Origin of the sequence: Anatilimnocola aggregata (assembly GCF_007747655.1) — a bacterium.
In the GTDB taxonomy this organism is placed as follows: Bacteria; Planctomycetota; Planctomycetia; order Pirellulales; family Pirellulaceae; genus Anatilimnocola; species Anatilimnocola aggregata.
Genome location: NZ_CP036274.1, coordinates 1,798,071 through 1,821,741 on the forward strand (window position 1 = coordinate 1,798,071; position 23,671 = coordinate 1,821,741).

At 58.4% G+C, this 23,671-nt stretch carries 22 protein-coding genes; 10 read left to right on the forward strand and 12 right to left on the reverse strand.

All coding sequences use genetic code 11. The annotated features are described in order from the left end of the window. Positions 1 to 66 precede the first annotated feature (66 nt). From tsaE to ETAA8_RS07045, 3 genes are all read right to left on the reverse strand, one after another. Entirely contained in the window at positions 67 to 540 is a 474-nt protein-coding gene (tsaE, locus tag ETAA8_RS07035) for a tRNA (adenosine(37)-N6)-threonylcarbamoyltransferase complex ATPase subunit type 1 TsaE (protein WP_145086850.1), read from the reverse strand. Further along, complete coding sequence (gene thiL / locus ETAA8_RS07040) at positions 537 to 1,469, reverse strand: thiamine-phosphate kinase (RefSeq protein WP_145086853.1); 933 nt, start codon at positions 1,467 to 1,469, stop codon at positions 537 to 539. The genes tsaE and thiL overlap by 4 nt, the downstream gene beginning before the upstream one ends. 86 nt (positions 1,470 to 1,555) lie before the next feature. Beyond that, positions 1,556 to 2,845, reverse strand: coding sequence for a PP2C family protein-serine/threonine phosphatase (locus tag ETAA8_RS07045; protein WP_202921633.1), 1,290 nt, complete (start codon positions 2,843 to 2,845; stop codon positions 1,556 to 1,558). 333 nt (positions 2,846 to 3,178) lie between these two features. Between ETAA8_RS07045 and ETAA8_RS07050 the strand changes: the two genes are divergently transcribed. Continuing rightward, complete coding sequence (locus tag ETAA8_RS07050; RefSeq protein ID WP_391484806.1) at positions 3,179 to 3,919, forward strand: sugar phosphate nucleotidyltransferase; 741 nt, start codon at positions 3,179 to 3,181, stop codon at positions 3,917 to 3,919. Between the two features lie 234 nt (positions 3,920 to 4,153). Here the strand turns inward: ETAA8_RS07050 and ETAA8_RS07055 are convergent, their stop codons facing one another. After that, positions 4,154 to 5,473 (reverse strand): PQQ-binding-like beta-propeller repeat protein, encoded by a 1,320-nt coding sequence (locus tag ETAA8_RS07055; protein ID WP_145086855.1) that lies wholly within the window; start codon positions 5,471 to 5,473, stop codon positions 4,154 to 4,156. Between the two features lie 222 nt (positions 5,474 to 5,695). Between ETAA8_RS07055 and ETAA8_RS07060 the strand changes: the two genes are divergently transcribed. From ETAA8_RS07060 to ETAA8_RS07070, 3 genes are all read left to right on the forward strand, one after another. Further along, on the forward strand, positions 5,696 to 7,033 hold the full coding sequence (locus tag ETAA8_RS07060; protein ID WP_145086858.1) for a PQQ-binding-like beta-propeller repeat protein: 1,338 nt from the start codon (positions 5,696 to 5,698) through the stop codon (positions 7,031 to 7,033). A gap of 64 nt (positions 7,034 to 7,097) precedes the next feature. Further along, on the forward strand, positions 7,098 to 7,715 hold the full coding sequence (locus ETAA8_RS07065; RefSeq protein ID WP_145086861.1) for a hypothetical protein: 618 nt from the start codon (positions 7,098 to 7,100) through the stop codon (positions 7,713 to 7,715). A gap of 85 nt (positions 7,716 to 7,800) precedes the next feature. Then, the gene (locus ETAA8_RS07070; RefSeq protein WP_145086864.1) at positions 7,801 to 8,571 is read left to right on the forward strand and encodes an HpcH/HpaI aldolase family protein; all 771 of its coding nucleotides are present in this window, start codon (positions 7,801 to 7,803) and stop codon (positions 8,569 to 8,571) included. A gap of 92 nt (positions 8,572 to 8,663) precedes the next feature. Here ETAA8_RS07070 and ETAA8_RS07075 read toward each other — a convergent pair whose 3' ends face one another. Further along, positions 8,664 to 9,449, reverse strand: a complete 786-nt coding sequence (locus ETAA8_RS07075; RefSeq protein WP_145086867.1) for a hypothetical protein — start codon at positions 9,447 to 9,449, stop codon at positions 8,664 to 8,666. Positions 9,450 to 9,737: 288 nt separating this feature from the next. On the opposite strand from ETAA8_RS07075, the gene ETAA8_RS07080 reads away from it, so the two are divergent. Both ETAA8_RS07080 and ETAA8_RS07085 read left to right on the forward strand, forming a co-directional pair. Further along, complete coding sequence (locus tag ETAA8_RS07080) at positions 9,738 to 9,989, forward strand: hypothetical protein (protein WP_145086870.1); 252 nt, start codon at positions 9,738 to 9,740, stop codon at positions 9,987 to 9,989. A 51-nt stretch (positions 9,990 to 10,040) separates the two neighbouring features. Further along, on the forward strand, positions 10,041 to 10,445 hold the full coding sequence (locus ETAA8_RS07085) for a nucleotidyl transferase AbiEii/AbiGii toxin family protein (protein ID WP_261343639.1): 405 nt from the start codon (positions 10,041 to 10,043) through the stop codon (positions 10,443 to 10,445). Between the two features lie 123 nt (positions 10,446 to 10,568). Here ETAA8_RS07085 and ETAA8_RS07090 read toward each other — a convergent pair whose 3' ends face one another. Beyond that, positions 10,569 to 11,288, reverse strand: coding sequence for an RsmE family RNA methyltransferase (locus ETAA8_RS07090; protein WP_145086875.1), 720 nt, complete (start codon positions 11,286 to 11,288; stop codon positions 10,569 to 10,571). Between the two features lie 103 nt (positions 11,289 to 11,391). On the opposite strand from ETAA8_RS07090, the gene ETAA8_RS07095 reads away from it, so the two are divergent. Then, positions 11,392 to 12,201: an ExeA family protein gene (locus ETAA8_RS07095; protein WP_145086878.1), complete on the forward strand. Its 810-nt coding sequence runs from the start codon at positions 11,392 to 11,394 to the stop codon at positions 12,199 to 12,201. Between the two features lie 19 nt (positions 12,202 to 12,220). On the opposite strand, the gene ETAA8_RS07100 is transcribed toward ETAA8_RS07095, so the two are convergent. After that, positions 12,221 to 13,444 carry a HEAT repeat domain-containing protein gene (locus tag ETAA8_RS07100; RefSeq protein ID WP_145086880.1) on the reverse strand — a complete coding sequence of 408 codons (1,224 nt, stop codon included), beginning with the start codon at positions 13,442 to 13,444 and terminating at the stop codon, positions 12,221 to 12,223. A 253-nt stretch (positions 13,445 to 13,697) separates the two neighbouring features. On the opposite strand from ETAA8_RS07100, the gene ETAA8_RS07105 reads away from it, so the two are divergent. The 3 genes from ETAA8_RS07105 to ETAA8_RS07115 all read left to right on the forward strand — a co-directional run bounded on the left by ETAA8_RS07105 (position 13,698) and on the right by ETAA8_RS07115 (position 16,122). Next, entirely contained in the window at positions 13,698 to 14,576 is an 879-nt protein-coding gene (locus tag ETAA8_RS07105; RefSeq protein ID WP_145086883.1) for a hypothetical protein, read from the forward strand. A gap of 136 nt (positions 14,577 to 14,712) precedes the next feature. Then, positions 14,713 to 15,081 carry a cupin domain-containing protein gene (locus ETAA8_RS07110; protein WP_145086886.1) on the forward strand — a complete coding sequence of 123 codons (369 nt, stop codon included), beginning with the start codon at positions 14,713 to 14,715 and terminating at the stop codon, positions 15,079 to 15,081. 162 nt (positions 15,082 to 15,243) lie between these two features. After that, positions 15,244 to 16,122: a creatininase family protein gene (locus ETAA8_RS07115; RefSeq protein ID WP_145086889.1), complete on the forward strand. Its 879-nt coding sequence runs from the start codon at positions 15,244 to 15,246 to the stop codon at positions 16,120 to 16,122. 100 nt (positions 16,123 to 16,222) lie between these two features. Here the strand turns inward: ETAA8_RS07115 and ETAA8_RS07120 are convergent, their stop codons facing one another. From ETAA8_RS07120 to ETAA8_RS07140, 5 genes are all read right to left on the reverse strand, one after another. Further along, positions 16,223 to 16,552, reverse strand: a complete 330-nt coding sequence (locus ETAA8_RS07120; RefSeq protein WP_238397700.1) for a hypothetical protein — start codon at positions 16,550 to 16,552, stop codon at positions 16,223 to 16,225. A 301-nt stretch (positions 16,553 to 16,853) separates the two neighbouring features. Then, entirely contained in the window at positions 16,854 to 17,303 is a 450-nt protein-coding gene (locus ETAA8_RS07125) for a DUF6194 family protein (RefSeq protein WP_145086892.1), read from the reverse strand. Positions 17,304 to 17,328: 25 nt separating this feature from the next. Beyond that, complete coding sequence (locus ETAA8_RS07130; protein WP_145086895.1) at positions 17,329 to 19,467, reverse strand: DUF4139 domain-containing protein; 2,139 nt, start codon at positions 19,465 to 19,467, stop codon at positions 17,329 to 17,331. Positions 19,468 to 19,628: 161 nt separating this feature from the next. Further along, entirely contained in the window at positions 19,629 to 20,903 is a 1,275-nt protein-coding gene (locus tag ETAA8_RS07135) for a hypothetical protein (protein WP_145086898.1), read from the reverse strand. A 731-nt stretch (positions 20,904 to 21,634) separates the two neighbouring features. Next, positions 21,635 to 23,650, reverse strand: a complete 2,016-nt coding sequence (locus ETAA8_RS07140) for a family 16 glycoside hydrolase (RefSeq protein ID WP_145086901.1) — start codon at positions 23,648 to 23,650, stop codon at positions 21,635 to 21,637. Between the last annotated feature and the right edge of the window lie 21 nt (positions 23,651 to 23,671).

Below are 23,671 nucleotides of genomic sequence, written 5' to 3' on the forward strand. Positions count from 1 at the left end.
CAGGCGGGGTGGATGCAAGAACCCTATTCTGCCCGCTCGCTCGCGCGGGAACAACCCACGGCGGATTCACGTCAACTGTTGCTGCAAGAGCGAAGGGACATTTCTCAATTCATCGCCAACCGCCCTGATGTGAAACTCGCGGCTTGTTTCGCCAGTGACTTCGATGCGAATGAGCAAATACGAATCGGGAAGTGCGGGCTCGATCTTATCGGCCCATTCGATGATGGTCAAAGCTGGCTCATCATACAGTTCTTCGGTGCCTAGTTCGCGAAACTCGTCGACATCGTGCAAACGGTAGGCATCGAGATGATAGAGTCGCCGCTGGCCGTTGTATTGCTGACAAAGGACAAACGTCGGGCTGGTGACCGTCGCCGGATCAATTCCCGCCGCTGCAGCCAATCCCTGCACAAGTCGCGTCTTGCCGGCGCCTAGTGTTCCGCATAGCGCAATCGTCGCACGCTGCGGTAATACGGTAGCAAGCAACTGAGCAAGCAAGTCGGTATCAGCCAACGACTGCGCAGTGAAAACGAACTCGTTCAATGTTCGTACCCCCGCGGCTGTAAGGTGAGGAGCTCACCGCTGGCCAACTGCTGCTGAAGTCCCTGCTCGGCAGTGAACCAGCCGATTTGCGTCAGCGGTACCGCGAGTGGTTGTTCACGCAAGAGCCGCGCTGCTTCGCCCGGGGGGACCGCCAGAATCAGTTCGAAGTCCTCGCCGTCGGCTAGCGCGTGATCGAGTGCCGTTTGCTGCGAATTACCTTTTTCAGCCAGTTCATGGGCTGCCGGTGACAAGGGGATCTTGGCTACTTCAATAATCGCGCCGCAACTACTGGCCGCGCAGATGCGCGACAGATCGAGCGATAAGCCGTCGCTCACATCGATGGCTGCGTGAACCTGCGCGTGATGCGATTGCAACAAGTGCGATTCTCGCAGTCGCGGTGAAAATGAAAGATGTCGGCCGAGGATGCTGCCGCCAAACGAACCGGTGACGAGGATCGCATCGCCGGGCTGAGCGCCGCTCCTTCGCCAGGCTTTGCCGTCTACAACCTCGCCGATCGCAGTCACACAGATGACCAATCGGCCGTGCCAACTGTTCGTGTCGCCACCCGCGATTGCACATTCAAACTCGGCGGCGAGAGGGAGCAGACCCTGCATCAACTGCTGGGCGAGGTTCAATGTTTCATCGTTGCCAGAGCCACGGGGAATGGCCAGCGAGATGAAGGCTGCGACGGGCTTGGCTCCCATGGCGGCCAAATCGCTGAGATTTACTGCCATCGCTTTGCGTCCCGCGGCAAAAGCTCCGCATTCGGAAAGCACAAAGTCGGTGCCGTCCATCAGCATGTCCGTGGTGACCACCGTCTGTTGACCGGTTTGCTGCGCGAGTAGAGCAGCGTCGTCGCCGATGCCGAGCGGTATCTTCGCCGAGTTCGGCATCTGCTCTTGCAGCCAGCGAAGAAAGTTGAGTTCCATCAATGGCGATGTCCGGCGAATCTTTGAAGCTCGAACCGCATTCGGCTCGGCAGGAGCCTCGCCCTCCCGAGGCGGGTAACAGCCACTTAGTACTTAATCGTCGAGTCGCTGGTCTTACGATCGTGCTGCGTGCGGAGTTCGTTCATCAAGAACGTGATTGACTTACACAACTGACGAACCGAATCGACCGGATTGGCCTGGCGCGCGGCCACCGACTTCCGTTGCAGTTCTCCGTACTCGGCCCAGTCGACGTTGTAGTTGCCATCGACGGCAACTTGTTTCAACTCGCCTGCTGTTTGTTCCAGCTTGGTAAAGAACGCCGGCGAAGGACCGCAGGGAGTGTTCGTGTATGGTCCTTTACCGAGCCGGCGATTGCCAGCGAGTTGTGTCCCGCTGCTGTAACCACTATAGAGTTTTACCACGCCGACAATGGCAGCAATCACCGAGCAAACGGCAGCTAAACCTGCGAGCGGATACAAACCTCGCAGCAAAAGAAAAGCTGTCGCTAAGGCACAGACACCAGTTGCCACCCAGACCCCCGGATGCACCGGCTTCAATTCCTTTTTGCCACCGAGTGTGAGTGGAGGAGCTTGCGCGGCAGCCGTTACGGCTTCGTTGCCGACTACTTTGGCAATCAACACCGTAATATTGTCTGGACCACCGCGGAGATTGGCCAGGTCGACGAGCGTCTTCACCGCTTCGTGGGGCGGCAAGCAACCCATGATGGTCCCGAGTTCTGGATCGTCAACGCGTCCCGTGAGTCCGTCGCTGCAGAGCAGAAAGACATCGCCCATTTCGATCGGGTGCGGACCTTCGAGATCGACTTTCACATTGACATTCGGACCGAGCGAACGCGTGATTACGTTCTTCGGGACCGCGGCCGCCAATTCGCTTCCTTCGGTCAATTGACCCGAGGCACGCAGTTCCCACTGCAGGCTGTGGTCGAACGAAAGTTGATTCAATTGATTGCCGCGCAGGCGATAGATGCGGCTATCGCCTACATGTGCGGCAATTGCACCCTGCGGCAAGATGACCAGCGCGCTGGCCGTAGTACCCATGCCGTGAAAATCGGTATTCGCCGAGCCGCGACTGTGAATCTGCGTGTTACTCTCGCGAAGCGCCTTCTCGAGCGCTTCAGGCGGCGAAAGTTCCAGGTATCTGTTGTAGAGGTAGGGCGTATTTTCAACGGCCATCTTGCTGGCCAACTCGCCAGCCGCATGCGCGCCCATTCCGTCTGCCACCATGAGGAAATGGCCTCGCTGCCGCCAGAGTTCGGCGGTATCGGCGACGATCAGGCAATACGAATCCTGATTCACCGACCGCCGCATTCCGACGTTCGTCAACGAAGCGGTCTGTACGCCGCAATCAAAGGCCACCCGCACGCTCCCTGGCTAAAGCTACTGGCTGGAAGACGATCGCCGATCAAGGATCGTAACCGATTTACCTCTGCGCTCAGTCAGCAGAATCGGCCGCTCGAACGAACTGGCTTCCAAGCTGTCTATATTAACTAGTTCTAATGCCGGGGGTAAGTCGCTAGTTCACTAATCATTGGTCTGGCCCAGCGGGGCCAGAATTGCAATGATGCGAACCGCAATCTGGAGCGAATCCCGCCGTTTTCGCCCGAGATTGGAGTTGTTCCTAGCTACGCGTTCCTTAGTGGGCGAAACACCGCGACTTGGATGAAGTGAATCAAAAGCAGGATCGAGCTTATGACATCAGTGACTGCCGTCGTCTTGGCTGCCGGAATGGGCACCCGGATGAAATCGGATCTTCCCAAGGTTCTTTGCCCGGTGTTGGGCAGGCCGATGATTGAATACGTCCTCGATGCGTTGACGGCGGCTGGCGTCAGTCGCGTGATCGCCGTGATTGGCTACCGGGCCGACGACGTGCGGCAGACCCTCGCAGCACGAACAAACATCGAGTACGTGCTGCAGACCGAGCGTCTGGGGACCGGCCATGCCGTGAAGATGGCGCGCGAGAACCTGCAAGGAGTGACAGGGCCCGTCGTGATTGTTGCCGGCGATTCACCCATGCTGCAAAGCCAGTCGGTGAAGAAGCTGCTCGATCATGCCGCTGCGCATCGCCCCGCCTGCTTGCTCGGCACGTTGCACAAAGACAATCCGCAAGGTCTCGGTCGCATTGTGCGCGATGCCAGTGGCGAGTTCTGGGGCATTGTCGAAGAGAAAGACGCCACCGACGAGCAGCGGAAGATTACCGAAGTCAACATGAGCACCTACGTGTTCGATGCTCCGGAGCTCTTGCACGCACTAGATCAGTTGAAAAACGAAAACCGGCAGCAGGAATACTACCTGACCGATTGTCCGGGTATCTTGCTGCGTGAAGGAAAGCGGGTCGAGGCGCTGCCCGTTCTCGACCCGTGCGAATCACTGAGCATTAATACTCCCGAAGAGCTGCATGCCGTCGAACAGCAAATGCTGAAAATGAGATAACCGGGGTCGGGGCAATTTTCGGGCAATTACCCGTTTACCTTCAGCTGACGACGGTAGTCCCGAAACATTGTCCTGACCCACATGGGTTCCAGCACGAATGATTGAAATTCGCTTGTGCTTTGCTGAACCATTTTGCTGATTCTGCGAATTCGGGTCAGGAAGATTTTCGGGTCGGCGATTGATTTGCAGTCGCACTTTCTCGATCCCGAAAAACTTCCCGACCCTAAAAATTCTTCACTCCTTCGCCAGGCTTGCGCAGACGAGTTCGTTGTCGTTGCGAGCAAAGACGCACTTGTTGGCGTAGCCAGGATGCGACCAGCAGACACCGCCGCGCTGGCGGAGTTGCTCGAGCGTCGGTTCAATCAGCTTCGCGCGGCTGATTTCGTGGTAGCCCTGCGGCGACAGTTTGGCGATGATCAATTCGCCCCGTTCGTTGAAGAGGAAATAGCGGTCGCCATTCTTCACGAAGTGGATCGTGCTCCAGCGGGCCTTGGGGACGGCGGTGGTATCTTCCCACACGCGGTCACCGGTTTTGGCATCGAGGCAGCGAAGTTCGCCGTAACTATCGACTCCGTAGATGTAGCCATTCTCAAAGACCGGCGTGCTGATGATGGAGTGGAGGGCGTCGGTGTTTTTTTCGTCGCGACCAATCACGTGCCATAGCTTTTCAGCGGTTGCCGTTGGCCGATCGAGCTTCAGTAGTAGCGAACCATCGTAGAACGAAGTGAAAAAGACGCGGTCCCCTTCAATCACCGGCGTCGCCACGCCAATGGGCATGTTCCGCGGCTTCCAGGGCTGGCTCCATTGCGTCTTGCCATCTTTCACATCCAGGCCGGTGACACTGTCGCCGGTCCAGCAGATGGCAACTCGCTTGCCCCCTTGGTTGACGACCAGTGGTGTCGAATACTGACCGCGATCGTTGAGCGCCCGCCAAACGTCAGCTCCGGTGTCTTTGTTTACCGCCACGATGCACGCGCCATCTTTGCCGCCAATGTGCAACAGGAGCAAATCGCCCTCGACGAGCGGAGCTGCCGTGATGCCCCAGATTGGCATCTCGATCTGATAGTCGGTCTCCAAATCTCGCTTCCAGAGAATCTTGCCGGTTGCCGCATCCAGGCAGTGGAGCCAACCGGTCGCACCCAGTGCATAAGCTTTGCCGGCGTGAATCGTGACGGCGGCCCGCGGACCAGCGGCGTAACCAACCTTGCCATATTCGCATGGATAAGCGATCGACCAGACGGGCTCGCCGGTCTTCTCGTCGAAGCAATGAACCCGCTCCTGCGGATTGCTGCGATCGGGGACGCGATCGGTCACATAGACTTTCCCGGCAGCGATCGTTGGCCCGCTGTAGCCCGCGCCGATCTTCGCCCGCCACTTAATCGGCAGCTCAGCTGCAGCGAACTTCTCGACCAGTCCCGTTTCATGCCACACGCCATCGCGATTCGTTCCGCGCCACTGTGGCCAATCTTCAGCACTCGCACGGTGCAAATCACTAGCGACGAAGGCCAACAGGATGCTGAGTAGGGAAACGAAGCAAATCGCGGAGAATCGCATTGCGTGGACTCACGAAAGTAGGAAGTCTTATCCGGTCACTCGGTTATATCGCGCCTAACACAGACCGGGGAATGGCCCGCAGCCTGTGTTCTCCGCAGGTCGCAGCGGTATTTTCACTGTCGCATTTTGGCTCGTCAGCGGACTATAATCGGCGACTGCCTACCCTAAATTACAGCCCCATCAAGCAACCAGCCCATTACCCTACCTCGGGAGAATAGCCAGATGCGTCTATCCCTTTCTTTTGCTCTGCGCGCGGCGTTCGCGCTGCTTATTGGCACGGGAGTCCTTTACTTTGGCAGCGCCTACGCCAAGGCTCCGAACAAGCCAGACGGCAAGAACCCCGCCAGCCTGGAAGCCGAGCGTGGTGACTGGTCGCGCTGGCGCGGGCCGAACGGCGATGGCATCAGCTACGAAACGGACCTGCTCACCGAGTGGCCCGAAGAAGGCCCGCCACTCGCCTGGCATGCCAAGGGATTTGGCAAGGGAATGTCGAGCGTCGCAGTAAAGGGTGGCCGCATCTATACACTGGGCAATGTTAAGGACAAAACGGCGCTGATCGCCGCCGACATCAAGGACGGCTCGATTCTCTGGTCGACCGAGGTTGGCAGCGGTAAGAATCCCAACTGCACACCAACCGTCGATGGCGAATTTGTCTTCACCGTAACGCATGGCGGCGACTTGGCTTGCTGCCAAGCTGATACGGGTGAAGTCGTGTGGAAGAAAAACTTTGGCCAGGACTTCAGCGGCAAGATGATGTCGGGCTGGGGCTACAGTGAATCTCCGCTGGTCGATGGCGATCGCTTGATCTGTACTCCGGGGGCACCCGGCGCTTTGCTCGTTGCGCTCGATCGTAAGACCGGAGAAAAGATCTGGGAGTCAGCCGTTCCTGAGAGCCTCGGCCGTAAAGGCAAAGACGGTGCCGGTTATGCTTCGGTCGTCATTAGCAATGGCGCTGGCGTAAAGCAATACATCACCCTCACTGGCCGGGGCATCGTTAGTGTCGACGCCGCCACCGGCAAACTACTGTGGCATTACAACGACGTCGCCAATGGAACCGCGAACATTCCCACACCAGTCATCAGTGGCGACTATGTCTTCTGCAGCAGTGGCTACGGCGATGGCGGAACCGCACTCCTCAAGATCACCAAGGACGGCAGCGAAGTGAAGGTAAACGAAGAGTACTACTTCCCAGCTAAAGAAATGCAAAACCATCACGGTGGCATGCTGTTGATCGGTGACCATGTCTATATGGGACACGGCCACAACAACGGCTTTCCCTTGTGCGTCGATTTGAAGACCGGCAAAGATGCCTGGCGCCCTGGCCGCGGCGCAGGCAGCGGTTCGGCAGCGATTGCCTACGCTGACGGGCATCTCTATTTCCGCTATCAAGATGCGACGATGGCGCTAGTCGCCGCCACGCCGAAAGAATACATCCTCAAGGGCAAGTTCAAGATCGCCACCAAGAACGGCGAAAGCTGGCCTCATCCGGTCATCGCCGGTGGCAAGCTCTATTTGCGCGATCAAGACTCGCTGCTGTGCTACGACATCAAAAAGAAGTAGCGAAGTCCGCCTCACGCTTTGCGTGAGGTGGCTTTCCAATGCCATCCTGCGTCTGAGGTGCTTCGTGCGCATTATCGCTGGTCTCTCTCTCTGCCTCGTCTTGCTACTTGCGGCTGCCTCAAACGCGGCCGAGCAGGATGCGGCGGAACTCGTTAAGCAAGCCATTTCGACTGCTGGCGGCGAAACGAAGCTGCTGAAGCTGTTTCGCATGAAGGAGCAACTCAACGTCAGCTCGGATGCTACGAAGAAGGGAAGCGTGCGACTCTCGGTGCTCGAGCCACCAAAGTACTGGTGGCTTGGCAAAAATGAACGCGTAAAAGACGAGAAGGAACCAGCGACCTTTCTTGTTTGGGCTTGGACCCTGGGCGCGCTAACGGACCCGCAGTCGAAGATTGAACTGCTGCCGGAAGCAACCGAGGATGGCGTCACTACGTTGCCGCTGCGCATCAGCCAATCGATTACGCCGCCGATGGACCTGCACTTTGATAAGACGGAAAAGCGACTGGTTCGCATTGAGTGGCGTAGCGACATCCACCGCTTTAGCGACTGGCGCGAACACGATGGCGTGAAGTATCCAGCCAAGTGCGTCGGGTATAAAAAGGCCACGGGCAAACCGTGGTACTTTAGCGAGATTGTAGAACTCGAAAGGCTGTCAGAGCTGCCCGAGGGGCTGCAGCGTTAAGTTATCTGCGAAGTTCCAACTCAGCAAATCAATTCAATCATTAGCTAACCAATTATTGTCAGGCATCACTTAGAGAAAGCTGTTCATGAAATCGTTCAAGATTCTCCTCGCCGAAGGAACGCTCTGCCGCATTTTTTGCTCGGGCCGAATTATTCATCCGGTAGTGTTCGATGTCGTCGGCATGATCGGCGGCTTTCATGGTTTTTGGATCGACCAGGAGCATGCAGCTGTCAGTTATGAGCAAATCGTGCTCGCCTCGGCCTGCGGGCGGGCGAATGGGCTCGATAACTTTGTCCGCATGCCCATGAGCGGCTACTCGATGGCGACTGCCAATCTGGAAGCTGGTGCCGGTGGCTTGATGGCCGCACGAATCGAATCGGCCAAGCACGCCGAAGAATTCATGCAGTGGGCAAAGTTCCAGCCCCGCGGCGTGCGCGGCCTGAATACCAGCGGCTACGACGCGGATTACGGCGGCAAAACATTGCCCCAATTAGCTCACGATGCCAACCGCGACTCCTTCGTTGCCATTCAGATCGAAACCCTCGGCGCACTCGAAGAGTGCGACGCGATTGCCGCGCTTGAAGGAGTCGACCTGCTCTTCGTCGGCCCCAGCGATCTCTCACAAGAATTGGGAATTCTCGCGCAGTGGGAAAACGAAAAACTTTGGGATGCCTATGCGAAGGTAGCCGCTGCCTGCAATAAACACGGCAAGAACTGGGGCACCATCGCCGTGAATCCCGCTTTCGCCAAGCGCACCTACGATATGGGCTGCCGCATGCTCAGCTTTGGCATCGACGCCGTCATTCTCCGCCGTGGAGTCGAAGCCACCCGCACGGCGTTTAAGGACTTGTTCTAAGCAAGCAGAGCGTGAATTGAGGCAGGATTTCGTGCGCGGATGGAGGCACTCACTCTGCGCGTGCGTAAGTCGCTGTCACCAGCACGGGAGTACTACAGACCGGCCTGGGCTTTCGAGATCAACTCGCCACTTCGAAAAGTGCAGTTGATGAACTTGAACCCTTCCCGCCATTGATAGATTTCAAGATTGCCACTCTTTACCGACGGCTCACCGTAGCAGTCGAGGACCATGTCGACCTCAAATTTGGATGTTCCATCTTTCAGGTACCGAAAGCCCTCCATCGTCATTCCAAGTCCCCAGCCATATTCGCGTTTTTGCTTTTCGGCTAGCAATCGATTCTCCCGCGCCTTCTGCTCTGCTGCCTCGCGCTGAGTTCGTTCGTGTGCTTCGACACACTGCCGAGTTGCCACTAGAACTCTCTCGTTGAGCGAGTTGGCCCGAGTCGCATCTCTTTGAAATTGGCCTTGAATTTCGATCATTTGCTGCTGAAGTTCCGGCGTAAACTGTCCATCAGCCGCTTGTTGAAACACTGCTTCGCGCTCCGGCCAACGCCTAATCGAATCGCGGCACATCGCGCGCAGTTCTTCCTGCGCCGCGGCCCCGTCCGCTGGGAAATCAATCGGCAACGGTGACATTGATTCAAAGTTGGTTCTTAGGTTTTCGTGAATCTTGCGCAATTCGAACAATGCCACCCGAGCTTGTGCCTGAGCCTCAACCTGCGCAATCTTCGCTCGTTCTGCCGGTGACGGTTCGGGTGGAGCCGCGGCGATGACCCAAGCAATCGGTAGTGCGAAGGCAGCTACAGAAGTTAACAACACAGCTGTCCAAAGAAGTCGGCCCTTGATTCCGGTGAGCCGTTCCGGGAAAAACTGATCCATAGCTGTAATCTCTCAGAAGTACGTATCGAGATATCGAAAACGTAGCTCGCCGCATATCGGAGTAGAGATGTCAGCCCTAAACGAGGTAAATCGAGCCCCGTGATTTTTCCGAGAGAAACGAATGACCGTTACATTCCAACGAATCTGTACTGTTTGTCACCCTTGTTTGGCAAACATACCTGAACAGCACAACAACCGCTCCCACGCAGGCCTGACGCGTAGCTGCCCGGCGTCAATTCTTGCGGGCCCAAGCAACGTAGGAAACGAGTTTGCGGTAGGATTCACTTCATGACGATTGAAGAAGAATACAACACGCTAATCTATTCGCTTACACCGCGCGAACGAATCGCGCGGTCGGCTGCTATGTTTCAATGGATGCGCGAAATGATCGGTCGTCAAATCTGCCAGGAGCAGGCAGAATTTGGTAGCAAAGAACTCACTGCCGAGGAACTGAAGTGGCGAATTGCGCTCCGGGTTTATGCAGCGGAGCCAGCTGTTGTAGCGCTCATCCAGCGGAGGCTGGCCGATGTTTCCGGTTGAATTTTTTCGGCCCACGCTGGAAAACTGACGGCCATTCTCTACCAACATCAGATTCGCTTTCACCTGACGGGTGGAGTTACCAGTGCCGCGTTCGGCGAACCCCGCATGACGCAGGACATTGATGTCGTCGTCGATCCGCGGCAACTTTTTACGCATCTGGATCGGGTGCTCGCAGAGCTAAAGTTGCGGAGCTTTCTGTTCGAGCCGTCAGTGGTTCAGCAAGCGATCCGCGACGGTGGCATGTTTCAACTCCTTGATACGGCTGAGGCCCTGAAGCTCGACATTTACACGCGCGAGCTAATCCCTGGCGAACTGGATCGGTCGGAGGTGATCGAAGTCTTTATCGGTGTAAAACTGCCAATCGTTTCCCGGGCCGACGCCGCAGCCTCAAAACTGGTTTGGATTAGCAAAGGCAGCCATAAGAGCCGCCGCGACTTGCGCCAGCGATGGCAATAGCCAGCAGGAAATTCGAAATCTGGCAAACCAGTTGCAATTGGCTGATTTGTTAAATGAAGTGTTATCCGAACCAGACGAAATTCAATAGCTGTCTTTCCGCGCGCAGGAATCGATCTTCACCCCCTATTGGGCTGACTCGCCCCGCCCGATCAAGCACGCGGCAAAGGCAATCGCCGCGGTCTCAATGCGCAGAATGCTACGTCCCAGTGAAACCGATTGCCAACCTGCAGACTTGGCCGCAGCCACTTCTTCGGCTGTGAGACCACCTTCAGGACCTACGGCGACATAGACGCGCGTGGGAGAGTTCGAACTCAGCGCGTTAGCCAGCGGCACTCCGGCCGGATCGGCGAGCAGGCGTGTTTCGCTAGCTGGGACTTGGACAAACCAATCTTGCGCCCGGACGGGAGTGCCAATCTCCAGCAGCCGATTTCGCCCGCACTGCTTGCTAGCCTCGATCACACTCCTCTTCAAGCGACTGGCGGCCTGCTCGCCGGGCTGAACGACCCCACGCGTGGTGAGTAGCGGTACAAGTTCCGTGACGCCGAGCTCGGTTATTTTTTCAACCAGCCATTTCTGGCGATCCCCTTTGGGGAGTGCTACGCCAGCAATGACAGCGATCGCTGGCTCGCGCGATATCTCCTGACGCGCGACAATCGCCAGCTCGCAGCGATCTTTCTTGAGTAGCTCGATTCGCCCGGTGAATTCGCAGCCCGAACCATCGAACAGGGTGATCTCGTCGCCCACCTTGGCTCGCATCACGCCAGCCAGGTGATGCACTTCGCTACCGGTCAGAAGTGCCCGGTCGCCGACGATCGGAGGCTCGATAAAAAAACGTTCCGACATCTAATGCCTCGTGCTAGCAACCGAATCGATCAAGAGAACGTGCAGATTCTACCGATTTTGAGTGAGTTACGGTGCGCTGTTGCCCGCTGCTGGAGATACGATCATGTACCACGCTCACTGGGGATTACGAAGTTCGCCCTTCGGCGGCTCCGCGGGCGATACGCTGGCCAAAACGATTCCGAACCCCGCTTTCGAAGAAGCGCTGGCCCGGCTGCAATACCTGGTTGCTGGTCAAGGGCGACTCGGGCTGTTGATGGGAGCGGCTGGAACCGGCAAGACCACGCTCCTGCGCCGTTTCGTCGACCGGGCCCGTCGCGACGGCATACCCGCGGCCCTGGTTGGCGGCTGCGGTTGCGACGAACGAACCTACACCCAACAGTTGACGCGGGCCTGGCAAGTTCCAGCCACTCAGCCCGATGATTTGGCGACCGCTTGGGAACTGATAAGCAACCAGTTGGCCGAGTGGCGCTACGAACGTCAGCCCGCGATTCTGGTGCTCGACGACGCCGACCGCGCGCCCGCCGGTGTGCGGCAATTGATCGAACGCGTCCTGCATTTGGCCCTGACTCAACAGGCACTCCTCACCGTGTTCCTCGCCTGCTCGACCGAAACGGCCGCCAGCGTGGGACATCGCCTGCTTGAGCAAGTGGAACTGCGCATTGACCTCTCCCCCTGGAGCGAAGATGAAACTGCCGAGCATGTGGCGCGGATGATCTACGAAAGTGGCGGCGAGCATCCGATCTTTACCGACGATGCCATTGCCACGCTGCACGAACTATCCGGCGGCATTCCGCGCAAGGTCGATCAGATCGCCGAACTCGCCCTCCTCGCCGGCGCAGGGCAAGAACTAAGTGAGATCGATGCGGCCACATTGCTCGAAGCCTATCAAGAGTTGGGCACGGGCAGTTTGTAGACGCCGTAGTTTTGCCCTTTCACCGCTTATCGCGTCCCGGGCGCGCGGCCTGCAGAATGCCGTCGGCAGCGCGACGTACTGCGGGGTCGGTGTCTTCGCTCAATTGCAGCAGCCAGGGGCGAGGATCGACGTTCGTCAGCCGTGGCAATTGCTCGGCTAGTTTAAGTCGCTCGCGGGCATCGGGATGGATCAGCATTTTCGCCAGCGGCAAATGTTCCTGCGAATAGCCCCGGCGATCAAGTTCGCGTTCGGCCGTGTAGCGCACGCCGTAGTCGCCGTGATGCAGCAGCCGCATCACTTCCAAATCGGCCAGTTCGCGAATCCAATCGTTCAAGTTCCGCTTTGCGGTTGCTTCGATGGGCGTCGGTGGTTCAATGGGTGAAGTTGGTGTCGTGGGCAACTCCTCCGCGCGAGGAGCGAAGAACCGCTTGGGAACTTTCTTGGTTGGAGTCGCGGGCTGATTCCCTTCACCCTCGGCTGGGGGCAGATCAGCGGGCGGAATCACCTCGCGTGGATCACTATCCAATTCAGGACGCAACGGTGGCTGGGCGACCGGGGGTGTGTTTTCATTTTCCAGCGAACGTGCGACGCGACGATCTTCGGCGGAGTCTAGCTCGGCCAGCAACAACTCTTCGGCCGATGCGGGGGGAAGATTCGCAACGATTGCCTCGCACGCGGCAATCAAATCGGCCGCGAGACGAGCATCGCCGACGGGCCAGGTAGCCATCCGTTCGACGAGGCGGCGAATGGCCGGTCGCCTGGCAGCAGGGAGTTCATCGGCTGCGCTGGCCAGCGCGCGAGCTAACTGCAACATCCGCTGACTGGTCTCGGCAGTGTTGCGAATGCGCCACGCATCGGCTTCTCGCAGCAGGGCTTGTTCCGCGGCATACGATACGCCCGGGCGTTTACTGCTGAGTGCCTGGACAATCCAATCCAGTCCCGAATCCTCTCGCGCCAGCCATTCGTCGAACTTGGCTGCCAGGCGAAAGTTCTCCAACGATTCGAGCTCCGCCATTTCTCGCGCGGCAAAGCGATTGGCTAACAAGCTCGACCAGATTGGCCCCATACGCGCCGCGCCGAAGAGCATCAGGCTGCTGAGCAGAAGCGTCAGCAGTGCGATGCGCGTGACTGGCGACGATGGCAGTCGAGCGGGCACAACCGTCGGCTTCTTATCAACCACCTTCGAACGGCGCAGACCGCCACCCTGGTGGGCGGGATCGCGGCGAAAGTGGTTGGCAGCCATAAGTTCAATTCAAGCAGCAAAGCGCAACAACAGACCATCGCGCGTATCTTCGTCTTCTCGCCAATTTGGACAAGGCCGAAATCGTGTCGCACGTCGCCTGCGCGAGCGCCGCTAGCACTAGCACCCACAAGGCGGGGAAATATGAAGGTTTTACTGGCCGCCTCGGGCAGGAATGGCCGAATTATCTCTCTGACCGGCAAAGTTTGCCGTAGCGGGAAGATGATTTCCGATGGGCCGATGCTTCGGGGGGAGCATGATGAACTTATTCGCCAGCATGATGCCAGCACTTAGCGAGCAAAGCTACATCGACGCGCTGCGAGGCCGTCGTCGCTTTCTGCAAGCGGGAGCTGCAGTCGCACTCGGCGCCTTCGGAAGCTCGCTGTGGGGCGCCGACCCCAACGCAGCCGATTCGTCACACCAGTCGCAAGTGGAAGCCGCTCGCGCCATGCCGCTGAGCAAGCTCAACGAAGAGTCACAACGCAAAGTCCTCTCGGTGCTCGAGCGGCCCAGCATCTATCGCCGCTTGCCCGGCAAGACCATCGATTGCGATCCTGAGTTGTTCGTCTACCTCGTGCGCAACCCCGAGGTGGTGGTGAACATCTGGGAACTAATGGGCGTCTCGCAAATGGTCGCCGAACGGACCAGTGCCTTTACCTGGAAGGGTAACGACGGCCAAGGTACCGAAAGCAACATCGAACTAGTCTACGGCACCGACGAACTCCACTTGCTCTATGGCGAAGGCTTTTACGAAGGCCCGCTGCTGAAACGCAAAGTGGCCGGCCGCGCTGTGATTCTCCTCCGCACCAGCTATGGCCTCGGGGCCGATGGTCGCGCTCAGGTCAGCAACAAGCTCGACGTCTTCATTGCCATCGATAACGTGGGGGCCGAACTCCTCGCCAAGACGCTGCAGCCCATGGTCGGCAGCACTGCCGATGTGAACTTCACCGAAGCGGCCAAGTTCCTCGGCAAGCTATCGCAGACGGCAGAGACCAATCCCGACGGCATGCCGCGCTTGGCTCAAAAGCTGAATCGCTGCAACGAAGACGTTAAGCGGGGCTTCACCAGCGTCGCCACTTCCGTCGGCCAGCGTGTCGCTCAGCGGACGGCTGCCAACAACACTCAGCGGCGCTAACTCAGCGACACTAGTTGGAAGATCGTCCTCATGCTCCGCGTGAGGACTTGCCATCCCCATTTGCTTGCGGGCCGCTGGTGCGCGAGAATAGCGGGCGAACACTTTCGCCCGCTCTCTTTTTTCTCGCCTCGCACTCATGACAGCAGCCACTGCCAAGCCTCCCTACGAGTTAGTCGATTTCGCCGTAATCGCGCCGGTCGCATGTCCCTGCGGACAAGCGCGTCGGGGCCTCGCCGAGGTCACCGACTATCCCGGCACGATTCACGTCACCGAGATCTCGGTCGACGCCAAGCTCCACTATCACAAAACGCTCACCGAGACCTATTACTTTCTCGAGTGCGAGCCCAACGCCCGCATGCAGCTGAACGACGAGATTCTCGACGTCCGCCCCGGCACCTGCATCATGATTCGCCCCGGCACGCGCCACCGCGCCCTCGGCCAGGCGAAGGTCCTGATCGTCGTCTATCCTAAGTTCGATCCACACGATGAGTGGTTCGATGAGTAATGGACGAGGGCCGGGGGAAAATGCAAGACAACTTTTCTCTGACCTCTGACCTCTGACCTCTGACCTCTGACCTCTGACCTCTGACCTCTGACCTCTGACCTCTGACCTCTGACCCTCGTCTCCCGCCTCCCGTCCCTCGCCCCCTTCCCCCCGGAGCCACCCATGCCCAGCCGTGCGTTAACCGAGTACCGCTACGAAAAGCTCACCTGGCCCGAGATCAATGACGCGATCGAAGAGGGACAGGTCTGCATCGTCCCTTGCGGCGCTGTCGAGCAGCACGGCCCACATTTGCCCCTGGATGTCGACCTGGTTTGTCCCGGCGGCATTGCCCGCGGTGCGGGACTGGAGATACCGTCGAAGGTGAAGGTGCTGCCGATTGTGGCCTACGGTTACACCGGGCACGTGATGGATTTTCCCGGCACCATCAACAACGACTTCGAACACTTCATGCACCACGTGCTCGATATCACCAAGTCGCTCGCCTATCACGGCTTCAAGAAGATCATCCTGCTCAACGGCCATGGTTCGAACATGCCGAACCTCGACCTGGTCGCGCGGCGCACAAACCTGGAGACCGATGCCGAGTGCCTCGTCGCTGCCTGGTGGAACCTGCTGACCGTCGACAAGGAATTCCTCCCCAGCTGGCGCGAAAGCAAGTTCCCTGGCGGCTGCGCCCATGCCTGCGAACTCGAGACTTCGCTCTACATGTACCTCGATGGCGACAACGTCCGCAAGGATCTGATCAAGAACGGACTCATCAGCTTTAACGCAGACGAGAGCCCATTTCAGTGGGTCGATCTATTCGGTGCGGGACCGGCGACCGTCGTCTCGTGGACTAGCAGTTACAGCGAAACCGGCGTGCTGGGCGAAGCCGAACTAGCAACCGCAGAAAAAGGTCGCCGGGCTTACGAAGAAGCAGTCAAGCAACTGGTCCGCTTTGCCACCTGGTTCAAAGATCGTCCCAAAGACGTTCGCCGCGACCATCATCGCACCCCGCCCACCATGCCAATTCCGTGGGGACAACGGCCGGTGAAGCAGTAGCTTTGCAGGGGGCGGGAGTCTTTGGCGAAGTAAGACTTTTCAAATAGCTAAGTCACTTTTCGCCAAAGACTCCCGACCCCAGAAAAGTTAACCAGACAGGTTAACCCGAGAAGTTGCCTTCCCCTTCGGGAAAGCGACCGGCGAGAAACCAACGTTCCCACCACCGGGCTGGGCGCAGGCGATTGTCGCTGGCTTTGACCACGCGCTGTTTGCCGCGGCGGGTCAGAATCGAAAGAGTGCCGTCCGGCAGAACTTCCTGCACCACCCAGTATTTGCGCACCGCGTAGCTATAGCCTTCGCCGTTGGGTTCGGGATCCAGTTCGACCGCTCGCGGAGTCGGATGACTGCTGTGCTTGCTGGCCAGATAGACGACTCGATCACCAGGTTTATACATCGAACCACCCCCACCGGCTTCTTGCCGACTGCCCATCGACTTACCTTCCGTTGGCAAATCTCTCAGCAGCTATCCATTCTATCGAATTGGAAAAACTTGTTTCGTTAACCCTTCTTTTGGAGAGGCAGGTTCCCGCTGCAAATTCAATCGTAGGTCAGCACCCCCCGCAGTTCAAGGGCAACTTCGCCCCGCCAGTTCTGAGCCACTCCCGGCGAGGTTTTGAGAAGGTTCTTACAAGCGGCCTCAGCAGGCTGGCCTGCGGCCCCGATCTTGCCGATTTGCCAGATCGCAACGAACAATGTTGCCCAGCATCAGCTGAACATCCGGCCGCCGCAACTCACGTCGTTTTCCCCTGCCGCCGACTGGACATTTCGTATGCCTCGGCCAGCAAACTCTTCATCATTTCCAAGGTGGCAGCACCGGGGTTCAAAACCGAGACCCAATACATAGAGCCATAGACCGGATGCGGCAGCCAGCGGTCGATAGCAGTGAAATCGTATTCGCTGCTGACCGTTCCCGCTGCCGGCGGCGAAAACGGTTCCGGTCCCAACAGAGACCGGAACGTTTCCTTACTCACGCCGATATTCAGGCGATAGATCCCCGTCCGGTCCAGTTGCGAAAACTGGTCATGCCGATCACCCGTCACGAGCGTAGCAAACGGGAATCGCCGATCTGGCGGCGCTTGCTCCCCCGGATCGTAAAAAAAGTATCGGTCCCCGTCCTTCTCGACTACATCCACTCCGGCCAGCGAAGTGGTGATGTACTGCGTCAGTTCGACTTCGTCCATTTGCGATCTCAGCTCGACTCCCGCCTTACTTCAAATCCAGGCCATTCAAAAACGCATCCAGTTCCCGCTTCAGCTTCTGTTCGCTTTCGAGCGCCTGCGTGATCTGCGTCCGCAAGCCGTCGATGCTATCTTCCTGCTGTGTGAACTTGGTGACATAGCGGCGGAACAGATCGGAGTCTTTCGGCAACTGAGCCATGTTGTCCCGAATCCGCTTCTGCTCCTGATCGATCACCGCCACTTGCCGTTCGAGTTCGCCCCGCTTGGCAGTGGCCGCTTGAATTGCCGTCTTCCGCGCGACCACTTCTTGTAGCGCCTTCTTCACGTCGGCGCTCACCACGGTCGAGTTGACATAAAAGATGATCGTGTTGCTATCGAGGTTCGTAATCGCAATCTGCTCGCCCGAAGTGTGCTCTTCCTTAATGTCGAGCGTTACGGGCTTGCCCGGTTCAGCTGCAACCGCAAACCGATAGCGATCGCGAGTCTTCTCTTCTGGATCCTTCGGCGAGACCAACGTCCAGGGCTGCTGCAGCGGATATTCGATCAGCACTTTCTTGGCCTTCTTGCCGCTGTTTTTCACGATGAACGACTTTGTCCGTTCGTTTTTGTGGCTCGTGTACATCGTCCCCTTGTTGATCCGCACGCTGACCAGCTTTTGCGGCTCTTGCTTCATGCTCGGAGCCACTTCAGTATCCAGATCCATCGCATAACTGATCAGTCGTTCGGTACCGGGGGGCAAGTCTTGAATCTGCGCGTCACCCGCATAAGCTCCGTCGTCGAACACAGTGATCGGCCCTTGCATCAAGTGCAGTTCCGTCGTGTTCTTCAGCTTCAGCCCGTTCAGCGGATGCTTGACATGTTGCGACTCGCTATAGATCGACAACTTTTCGCCCGCCACCGATTCGTTCACAATCGGCAACATGGCGCTTTGGCTGCGCTGCAGTTTGACGGGCGTCGCAATCTGATAGCGGAACATCTCTCCCACATCGGAAGCCTGCGCCATCGACTGCCCGCCCCGTTGCAAGTCCATCCGCTCGCGCAACGATTCGGCATCGCGTTTTCCGGCCATCGCATATTCGGGCTTCGCCGGCGGAGCTCCCGGGGCCGCAGCTGCCAGGTTCATTCGGCGATTGGCCAACTGTTCCTGCTCAACGTAACCCTTTGCCTTCTCGGCCTTGTCTTCCGCCACCCGACGAAAATCGGCATCCGCGCCGCGCAGGTCCTGATCGTAAGTGCGCGGGCTCAGCGAGGCGAACAACTCCGGCTTCACTTCCGGCCGGTCGATGTACAGCGGCTGATACAAGTCCATCACAAACGAGATGGGGCGCCCACTGACCAGCGTCAGGTTCACGTTGTCCCAATCCGATTCGGTGGTGTTTTCGACAATCGCCCAACCTTGCAAAAACGGCTTCTCGTCGTCGGCCAGCACCAGGCGATAGCTGGTTTTCCAAATCGGCGCCTCTTGCACATAACCGACGTTCACGTCGCGCGCACCCGCGCCGAGGAACGTCAGCGAAACGGTTTTCTTGTCCGAATTCTTGCCGGTCGCCAGCACCAGCAGCGCCTGCCGCAATTCCGCATCGAGCCGCGCATTGCTTAACTTGATCCGCCCCACGTTTTCGAGCGAGACGCTCCGCAGCCCTTCTTCGGTCAGCAGGTTCACAAACCTCGCATCGACCACTTCATCTTTACCGGCCGGTACCCGGCGCGTTTCGACCCCCACGATCGTGCCGACAATCTTCGTCGGCGCGTCGATTTCGATCTGCTCCCCCCGAATCTGTTGCAGCAAATCGCCCAGCGTCGGATTGCGGGTCAGGTCGATCGAAAACGTGCTCAGGGCGCGATCGATCGGCACTTTGCTGCCATAGCTGACGGTCGAAATCCGTCCGCCACCCATATCTTGCAGCACCATGCTCTTGAGCAGGTCGTTGATGTCGCGGACGTTGAACTTCATGTCGACGGTCGCATTCCCTTCGACCTTCCCCGCGTGTTCGAAGAACGCCACCCCCGAGCTGAACATCACCACGCGCTTGACAGGGATGTCGATTCCCTTCTCTTTTTCCTGAGCAAAACTGGACGCGCTCGCCAGAAACATCGGGCCCACACCAGCTGCCACCGCCAACGCCGCAAACCGCAACCACCGCCGCCAAGGATTGACTTGAGACATTCGAGAGGCTCCCTAAGTGTTTGAATCTGTGCTTGTTACGCCCGTCCACCGCCCGCAGCTCGCCCCGCCGCAGCCCAGTCTACTCTCCCTTAAGACGAACTTCCCCCCGAAAGCGTTTTCCAGCCCTCCCTCGCCTCGGTACTCCAGGGTGAGGGGCCGCACTATGCACGACCTTTCCTTCGCTCGCAATCTCCCCGCTCGTCTTCATTCTGCCTTCTGCCTTCTGCATTCTGCATTCTGCGTTCTTCCTTCTCCCTTTCCTCCGCCCTTTCCCGTTCCTCTCGCTTCCACGGCTTCTCGGGCTCGACCCACATGCCCGGAATTGGCATGAGGTAGCCACCCACGTCGCGAAAGATGCGGCCGTGCTGGTTGACGTGCAGCGAACTCTTCTTCACGGGCTGCGTTGGCGCGCCCTGCGACGGCACTGGAAGTTCCGCGGGGCGCTCGTGCGGCTCGAGCAGTTCCGGCGCATGCTGCAACTTGTACGACAGCGACAACTGCTGCGCCAACCGGCTCCTCCCCTCTGCGGTCAGGTTCTGCGGGATCTCTAGCTTGGGAGTAAAAGCAGAGGGGGAGAGTGGGAGTGAGGGAGAGGGGGAGACAGGAACAAGAGCGGGAATTGCCGTCTGGAAATTTCCGGAATCTTCAATTGTTTCGACATGACTCTCTGCACTCTTATCTACTGACTCCTCCACGACTTCCGCCACAATAATTTCCTCCTGACTCGCACAACTTTCCATTTTCAATTTCCAGAATTCTTCCTCCGTCTTCACTTCTGCATTCTGACTTCTACCTTCTGACTTGTTCTCTGCTTCCTTCTCCCCCTCTCCCTTACTCCCACTCTCCCCCTCTTTCCCCGCCCGCTCCCACTTCGCCAGTTCCCGCAGCGACAGGTCCACCTCCGCGCGCAGTTCGGCGATCATTTCTTCCTTCGTCAGCGCGGCGGGCTCGAACAGTCGCCCCTCGCAGCTGAGGTCCACCGTGCCGTCGCGCTTGAGCCCGTCGAGTTCGGCCAACTCGCGGCTGATCTCCCGCGCCTCGCGCAGCATCCGTGGATTGCCGCGGCACTGCCGGCTCCACGATTCCTCGCGCTCGATGACGCCGTTTCGTTTCACGACCTTGGCCGAGACGAGCGGCTTGCGCGATTCGCGCCACGCCTCCATTGAGTCTTCGTACATCATTTGCAGCTGTCGCCGCCGCAATCGCACGCAGTTGTACAACCGCTGCTCGCGGCTCAGCTCGCGAAACTCCGCCGTCTTTCGCGTGATGTGCGGCACCAGCGAGCCTTGCCATTGCTCCATCTTCTGCACAATTTTGCAGATCGCGCTCGGCGTCAGCTGAAACCTGATCGCCACGTCCTTCTGCTTGCGCCCTTCGACGCGAACCAACTTGAAGATCTCAATATCCTGGGCACTGATGCGTGGTCTGCGAGACATAACGGCTCCTTTCGAAATAAAAAACCAACAATCCCAAACCGGGTCGGGGCAATTTTCGGGCGCGCAGACGTTGCCTTCAGCCGCCCAGCGCCGACCCGAAACATTGTCCTGACCCACTCACTCAATTCCGCGAGATCGCCATGCTCGCGCGATCGTTCCACCCCATTGGGTTCCGGAGGATTTTCGGGCCAACCTCTCTCGGCCCAAGCAACCACTCCCGAGCCCGAAAAACCTCCCGACCCCGGCCTGGGTCGGGGCAATTTTCGGGCGCGCAGACGTTGCCTTCAGCCGCCCAGCGCCGACCCGAAACATTGTCCTGACCCACTAGCGCAATTCCGCGATTTCGCTCTCCTCGCGCGATGGTTGCACCCCATTGGGTTCCGGAGGATTTTCGGGCCGACCTCTCTCGGCCCAAGCAACATCGCTCGAGCCCGAAAAACCTCCCGACCCCGGCTTGGTGTTCTCACGAACTGCGCATAACATTCTGCGCAACTACTCACAACATTAAGGCCCTGCTGCTCACCTCGCAAGCACATTCTGAGAACATTTTTAGATAGTTCCCAGCATCTCTAGTGCACAAGCCTATGAACGACCGCCGCAGGGGCGGTGGCGTGAGAAGGGGAAGGCGACAAGGTGGAGAGACGAAAAAGGCCCCGCCAGAAATTGGCGGGGCCGAAGGATTGATCAGCAGCTAACGAATTTCGTCAGCACAATTCTCGGTTAGGATCGAGCTACTTCAGTTCCTTGATTCGAATGCGGCGATACTCCATCTGGCCGCGGTCAGCTTCCAGGCCGATTGGGCCGGTGGCGGGCAGCGGAGCATCGAACTTCAACGGTTCGCCGTTGCAGGTACACGTGGCAACGTTCCCCTTCACGGTGACTTCAATTTCGTTCCAGTCCTGCGGCCGGTAAAGCTTTAGTTCTTTGTAAGGCCCGGCCAGGAGATAGTCGCGGCATTGCAGTTGCGGCTTGCGGAGAAAAATCCCACTGTCGGCGTTGACTCCCGCGCGGAATTCCAGCTTCAGCTGAAAGTCGTTTGGCAGTTCGCGAGTGGTCCACAGCTGGGCGAGTCCCTTGCCGGGATTCACGACAATCTTGCCATCGCGGCCCGTATAACGCCCGTCGCTGGCGTGTTGCTGACCGTCGAACGGCGAGCCGTCCTTGTAACGCCAGCCCGTCAGATCCTTGCCATTGAAGAGTGGCTCAAAGCCGGGCTCCAGGGTGAAAGCCCGATCGGATTGAAACGGCGAAGCGGGGAGCCCCGCCTTGTTCCACAAGTTCACATCCGGCACGTTCGTCCAACCGTAACGAACCAATTGGGGATGAGCGACAGCATCGCTGGAGACAACCACTTGATCGCCGTCGATCACTGCTTTCGCAGCGACGAACTGGCCATCTTCGCCGGCAATGGTGAAGCCCTTCAGTTCGCCATCTTTGGCGACCAGGCCACCACCAACATGCTTGAACGTGAGCGTGGCCTTGTTCCCTTGCACGCTGATGGCGTCGTAGGCAGGGCCCGAGTATTCAACCTTTTCGCCATAGGCGAGCGCACGCGCCGCGAGGGCCAGTCGAGCACCCACGGGCTGCTTTTGCCGCGGATGAATATCGGTAGCATCGCCGACATCGGTGGTCACGGCCTGCGCGGTGTTCTGCGTCGTCTGCACGGTCACGCGCTGCGCCTCGCGCACTTCGGGCGACATGCCATTGTGCGGCGTGATCTGCACAAAGAGGAAGGGAAAATCTCCCTGGCCCCAAGCCTTGCGCCAACTGCCGATCATGGCAGGGAACAGTGTTTGATATTCTTTGCCGCGGCCCGAGTTGGACTCACCCTGGTACCAGATTGCACCACGGATGGCATATGGCTGCAGCGGCGCGATCGAACCGTTGTACAGGCCCGTGGGGCGATTGTTGCTGAGCGTGGGATCGACGGGCGCTTGAGGTTTGCGCGGGGCGGGTTTGCCATCAGCCTTGGCTTTCGCCGCGGCCTGTTCCCAACGGGCGAGTTGGGCTTGCTCGGTCTTTTTGTAGTTTTCGAGAGCCTTCGGATGATCGGCAATCTTCTGTGCCTGCACGGCAAACAGCGGGCTGAGGGTGGGATTCGCTTCCAGGTCGCCGCGCGCGGTCCACGCTTCGGCCACGGTTCCGCCGACGGCCGACTTGATTAAACCAACGGGCACTCCCAGGCTCTTGCGCAGGTCTTTGCCAAAGAAATAAGCGACTGCCGAAAACGATTCGGCGTCTTTCTTCGAGTCGACCGCCCAACTGCCACCGATGGTGGTCTGCGGCTCGTCGACCGCCCGGGCGTGCGCGTTGAACAGACGAAGTTGATCGTCGCCAGCAGCTGCAATTGCCTCGGGACCAAGGACCGAGTTCTTTAAGGCGAACGCCATATTCGACTGGCCACTGCAGATCCAAACTTCACCCACGAGGATGTTCTCGCGTTTGACGGTCTCGCCCGGTTCGGTCTTCACCGTCAGCGTTTGGGCCTTGGCAGAGGTAGTCAGCGGATCGAGCTTCACAGCCCACGCGCCGTACTTATCGGCCGTTGCGGTTTTTTCCTGACCAGCGAACTGCACGACCACTTTGCTGGCCGGTTCGGCCCAGCCCCACACAGGCACAACCATGTCGCGCTGGAGCACCGCATTGTCGGTGAACAAACTGGCCAGCGTCAGTTTCTCGGCAGCGGTTAGCGAACCGCTAACGACCAGCAAGAATGCCAGCGAAGTAAAGAGCCGAAGTGTTTTCATGTGCAGGCCTGCAAAAAAGGA

Coding starts and splice junctions, on each gene's coding strand:
- thiL (WP_145086853.1), bottom strand. CDS start 1,469: ATGGAACTCAACTTTCTTCGCTGGCTGCAAGAGCAGATGCCGAACTCG.
- ETAA8_RS07050 (WP_391484806.1), top strand. CDS start 3,179: ATGACATCAGTGACTGCCGTCGTCTTGGCTGCCGGAATGGGCACCCGG.
- ETAA8_RS07055 (WP_145086855.1), bottom strand. CDS start 5,473: ATGCGATTCTCCGCGATTTGCTTCGTTTCCCTACTCAGCATCCTGTTG.
- ETAA8_RS07060 (WP_145086858.1), top strand. CDS start 5,696: ATGCGTCTATCCCTTTCTTTTGCTCTGCGCGCGGCGTTCGCGCTGCTT.
- ETAA8_RS07070 (WP_145086864.1), top strand. CDS start 7,801: ATGAAATCGTTCAAGATTCTCCTCGCCGAAGGAACGCTCTGCCGCATT.
- ETAA8_RS07075 (WP_145086867.1), bottom strand. CDS start 9,449: ATGGATCAGTTTTTCCCGGAACGGCTCACCGGAATCAAGGGCCGACTT.
- ETAA8_RS07080 (WP_145086870.1), top strand. CDS start 9,738: ATGACGATTGAAGAAGAATACAACACGCTAATCTATTCGCTTACACCG.
- ETAA8_RS07090 (WP_145086875.1), bottom strand. CDS start 11,288: ATGTCGGAACGTTTTTTTATCGAGCCTCCGATCGTCGGCGACCGGGCA.
- ETAA8_RS07095 (WP_145086878.1), top strand. CDS start 11,392: ATGTACCACGCTCACTGGGGATTACGAAGTTCGCCCTTCGGCGGCTCC.
- ETAA8_RS07100 (WP_145086880.1), bottom strand. CDS start 13,444: ATGGCTGCCAACCACTTTCGCCGCGATCCCGCCCACCAGGGTGGCGGT.
- ETAA8_RS07105 (WP_145086883.1), top strand. CDS start 13,698: ATGATGAACTTATTCGCCAGCATGATGCCAGCACTTAGCGAGCAAAGC.
- ETAA8_RS07110 (WP_145086886.1), top strand. CDS start 14,713: ATGACAGCAGCCACTGCCAAGCCTCCCTACGAGTTAGTCGATTTCGCC.
- ETAA8_RS07115 (WP_145086889.1), top strand. CDS start 15,244: ATGCCCAGCCGTGCGTTAACCGAGTACCGCTACGAAAAGCTCACCTGG.
- ETAA8_RS07120 (WP_238397700.1), bottom strand. CDS start 16,552: ATGGGCAGTCGGCAAGAAGCCGGTGGGGGTGGTTCGATGTATAAACCT.
- ETAA8_RS07125 (WP_145086892.1), bottom strand. CDS start 17,303: ATGGACGAAGTCGAACTGACGCAGTACATCACCACTTCGCTGGCCGGA.
- ETAA8_RS07130 (WP_145086895.1), bottom strand. CDS start 19,467: ATGTCTCAAGTCAATCCTTGGCGGCGGTGGTTGCGGTTTGCGGCGTTG.
- ETAA8_RS07135 (WP_145086898.1), bottom strand. CDS start 20,903: ATGTCTCGCAGACCACGCATCAGTGCCCAGGATATTGAGATCTTCAAG.
- ETAA8_RS07140 (WP_145086901.1), bottom strand. CDS start 23,650: ATGAAAACACTTCGGCTCTTTACTTCGCTGGCATTCTTGCTGGTCGTT.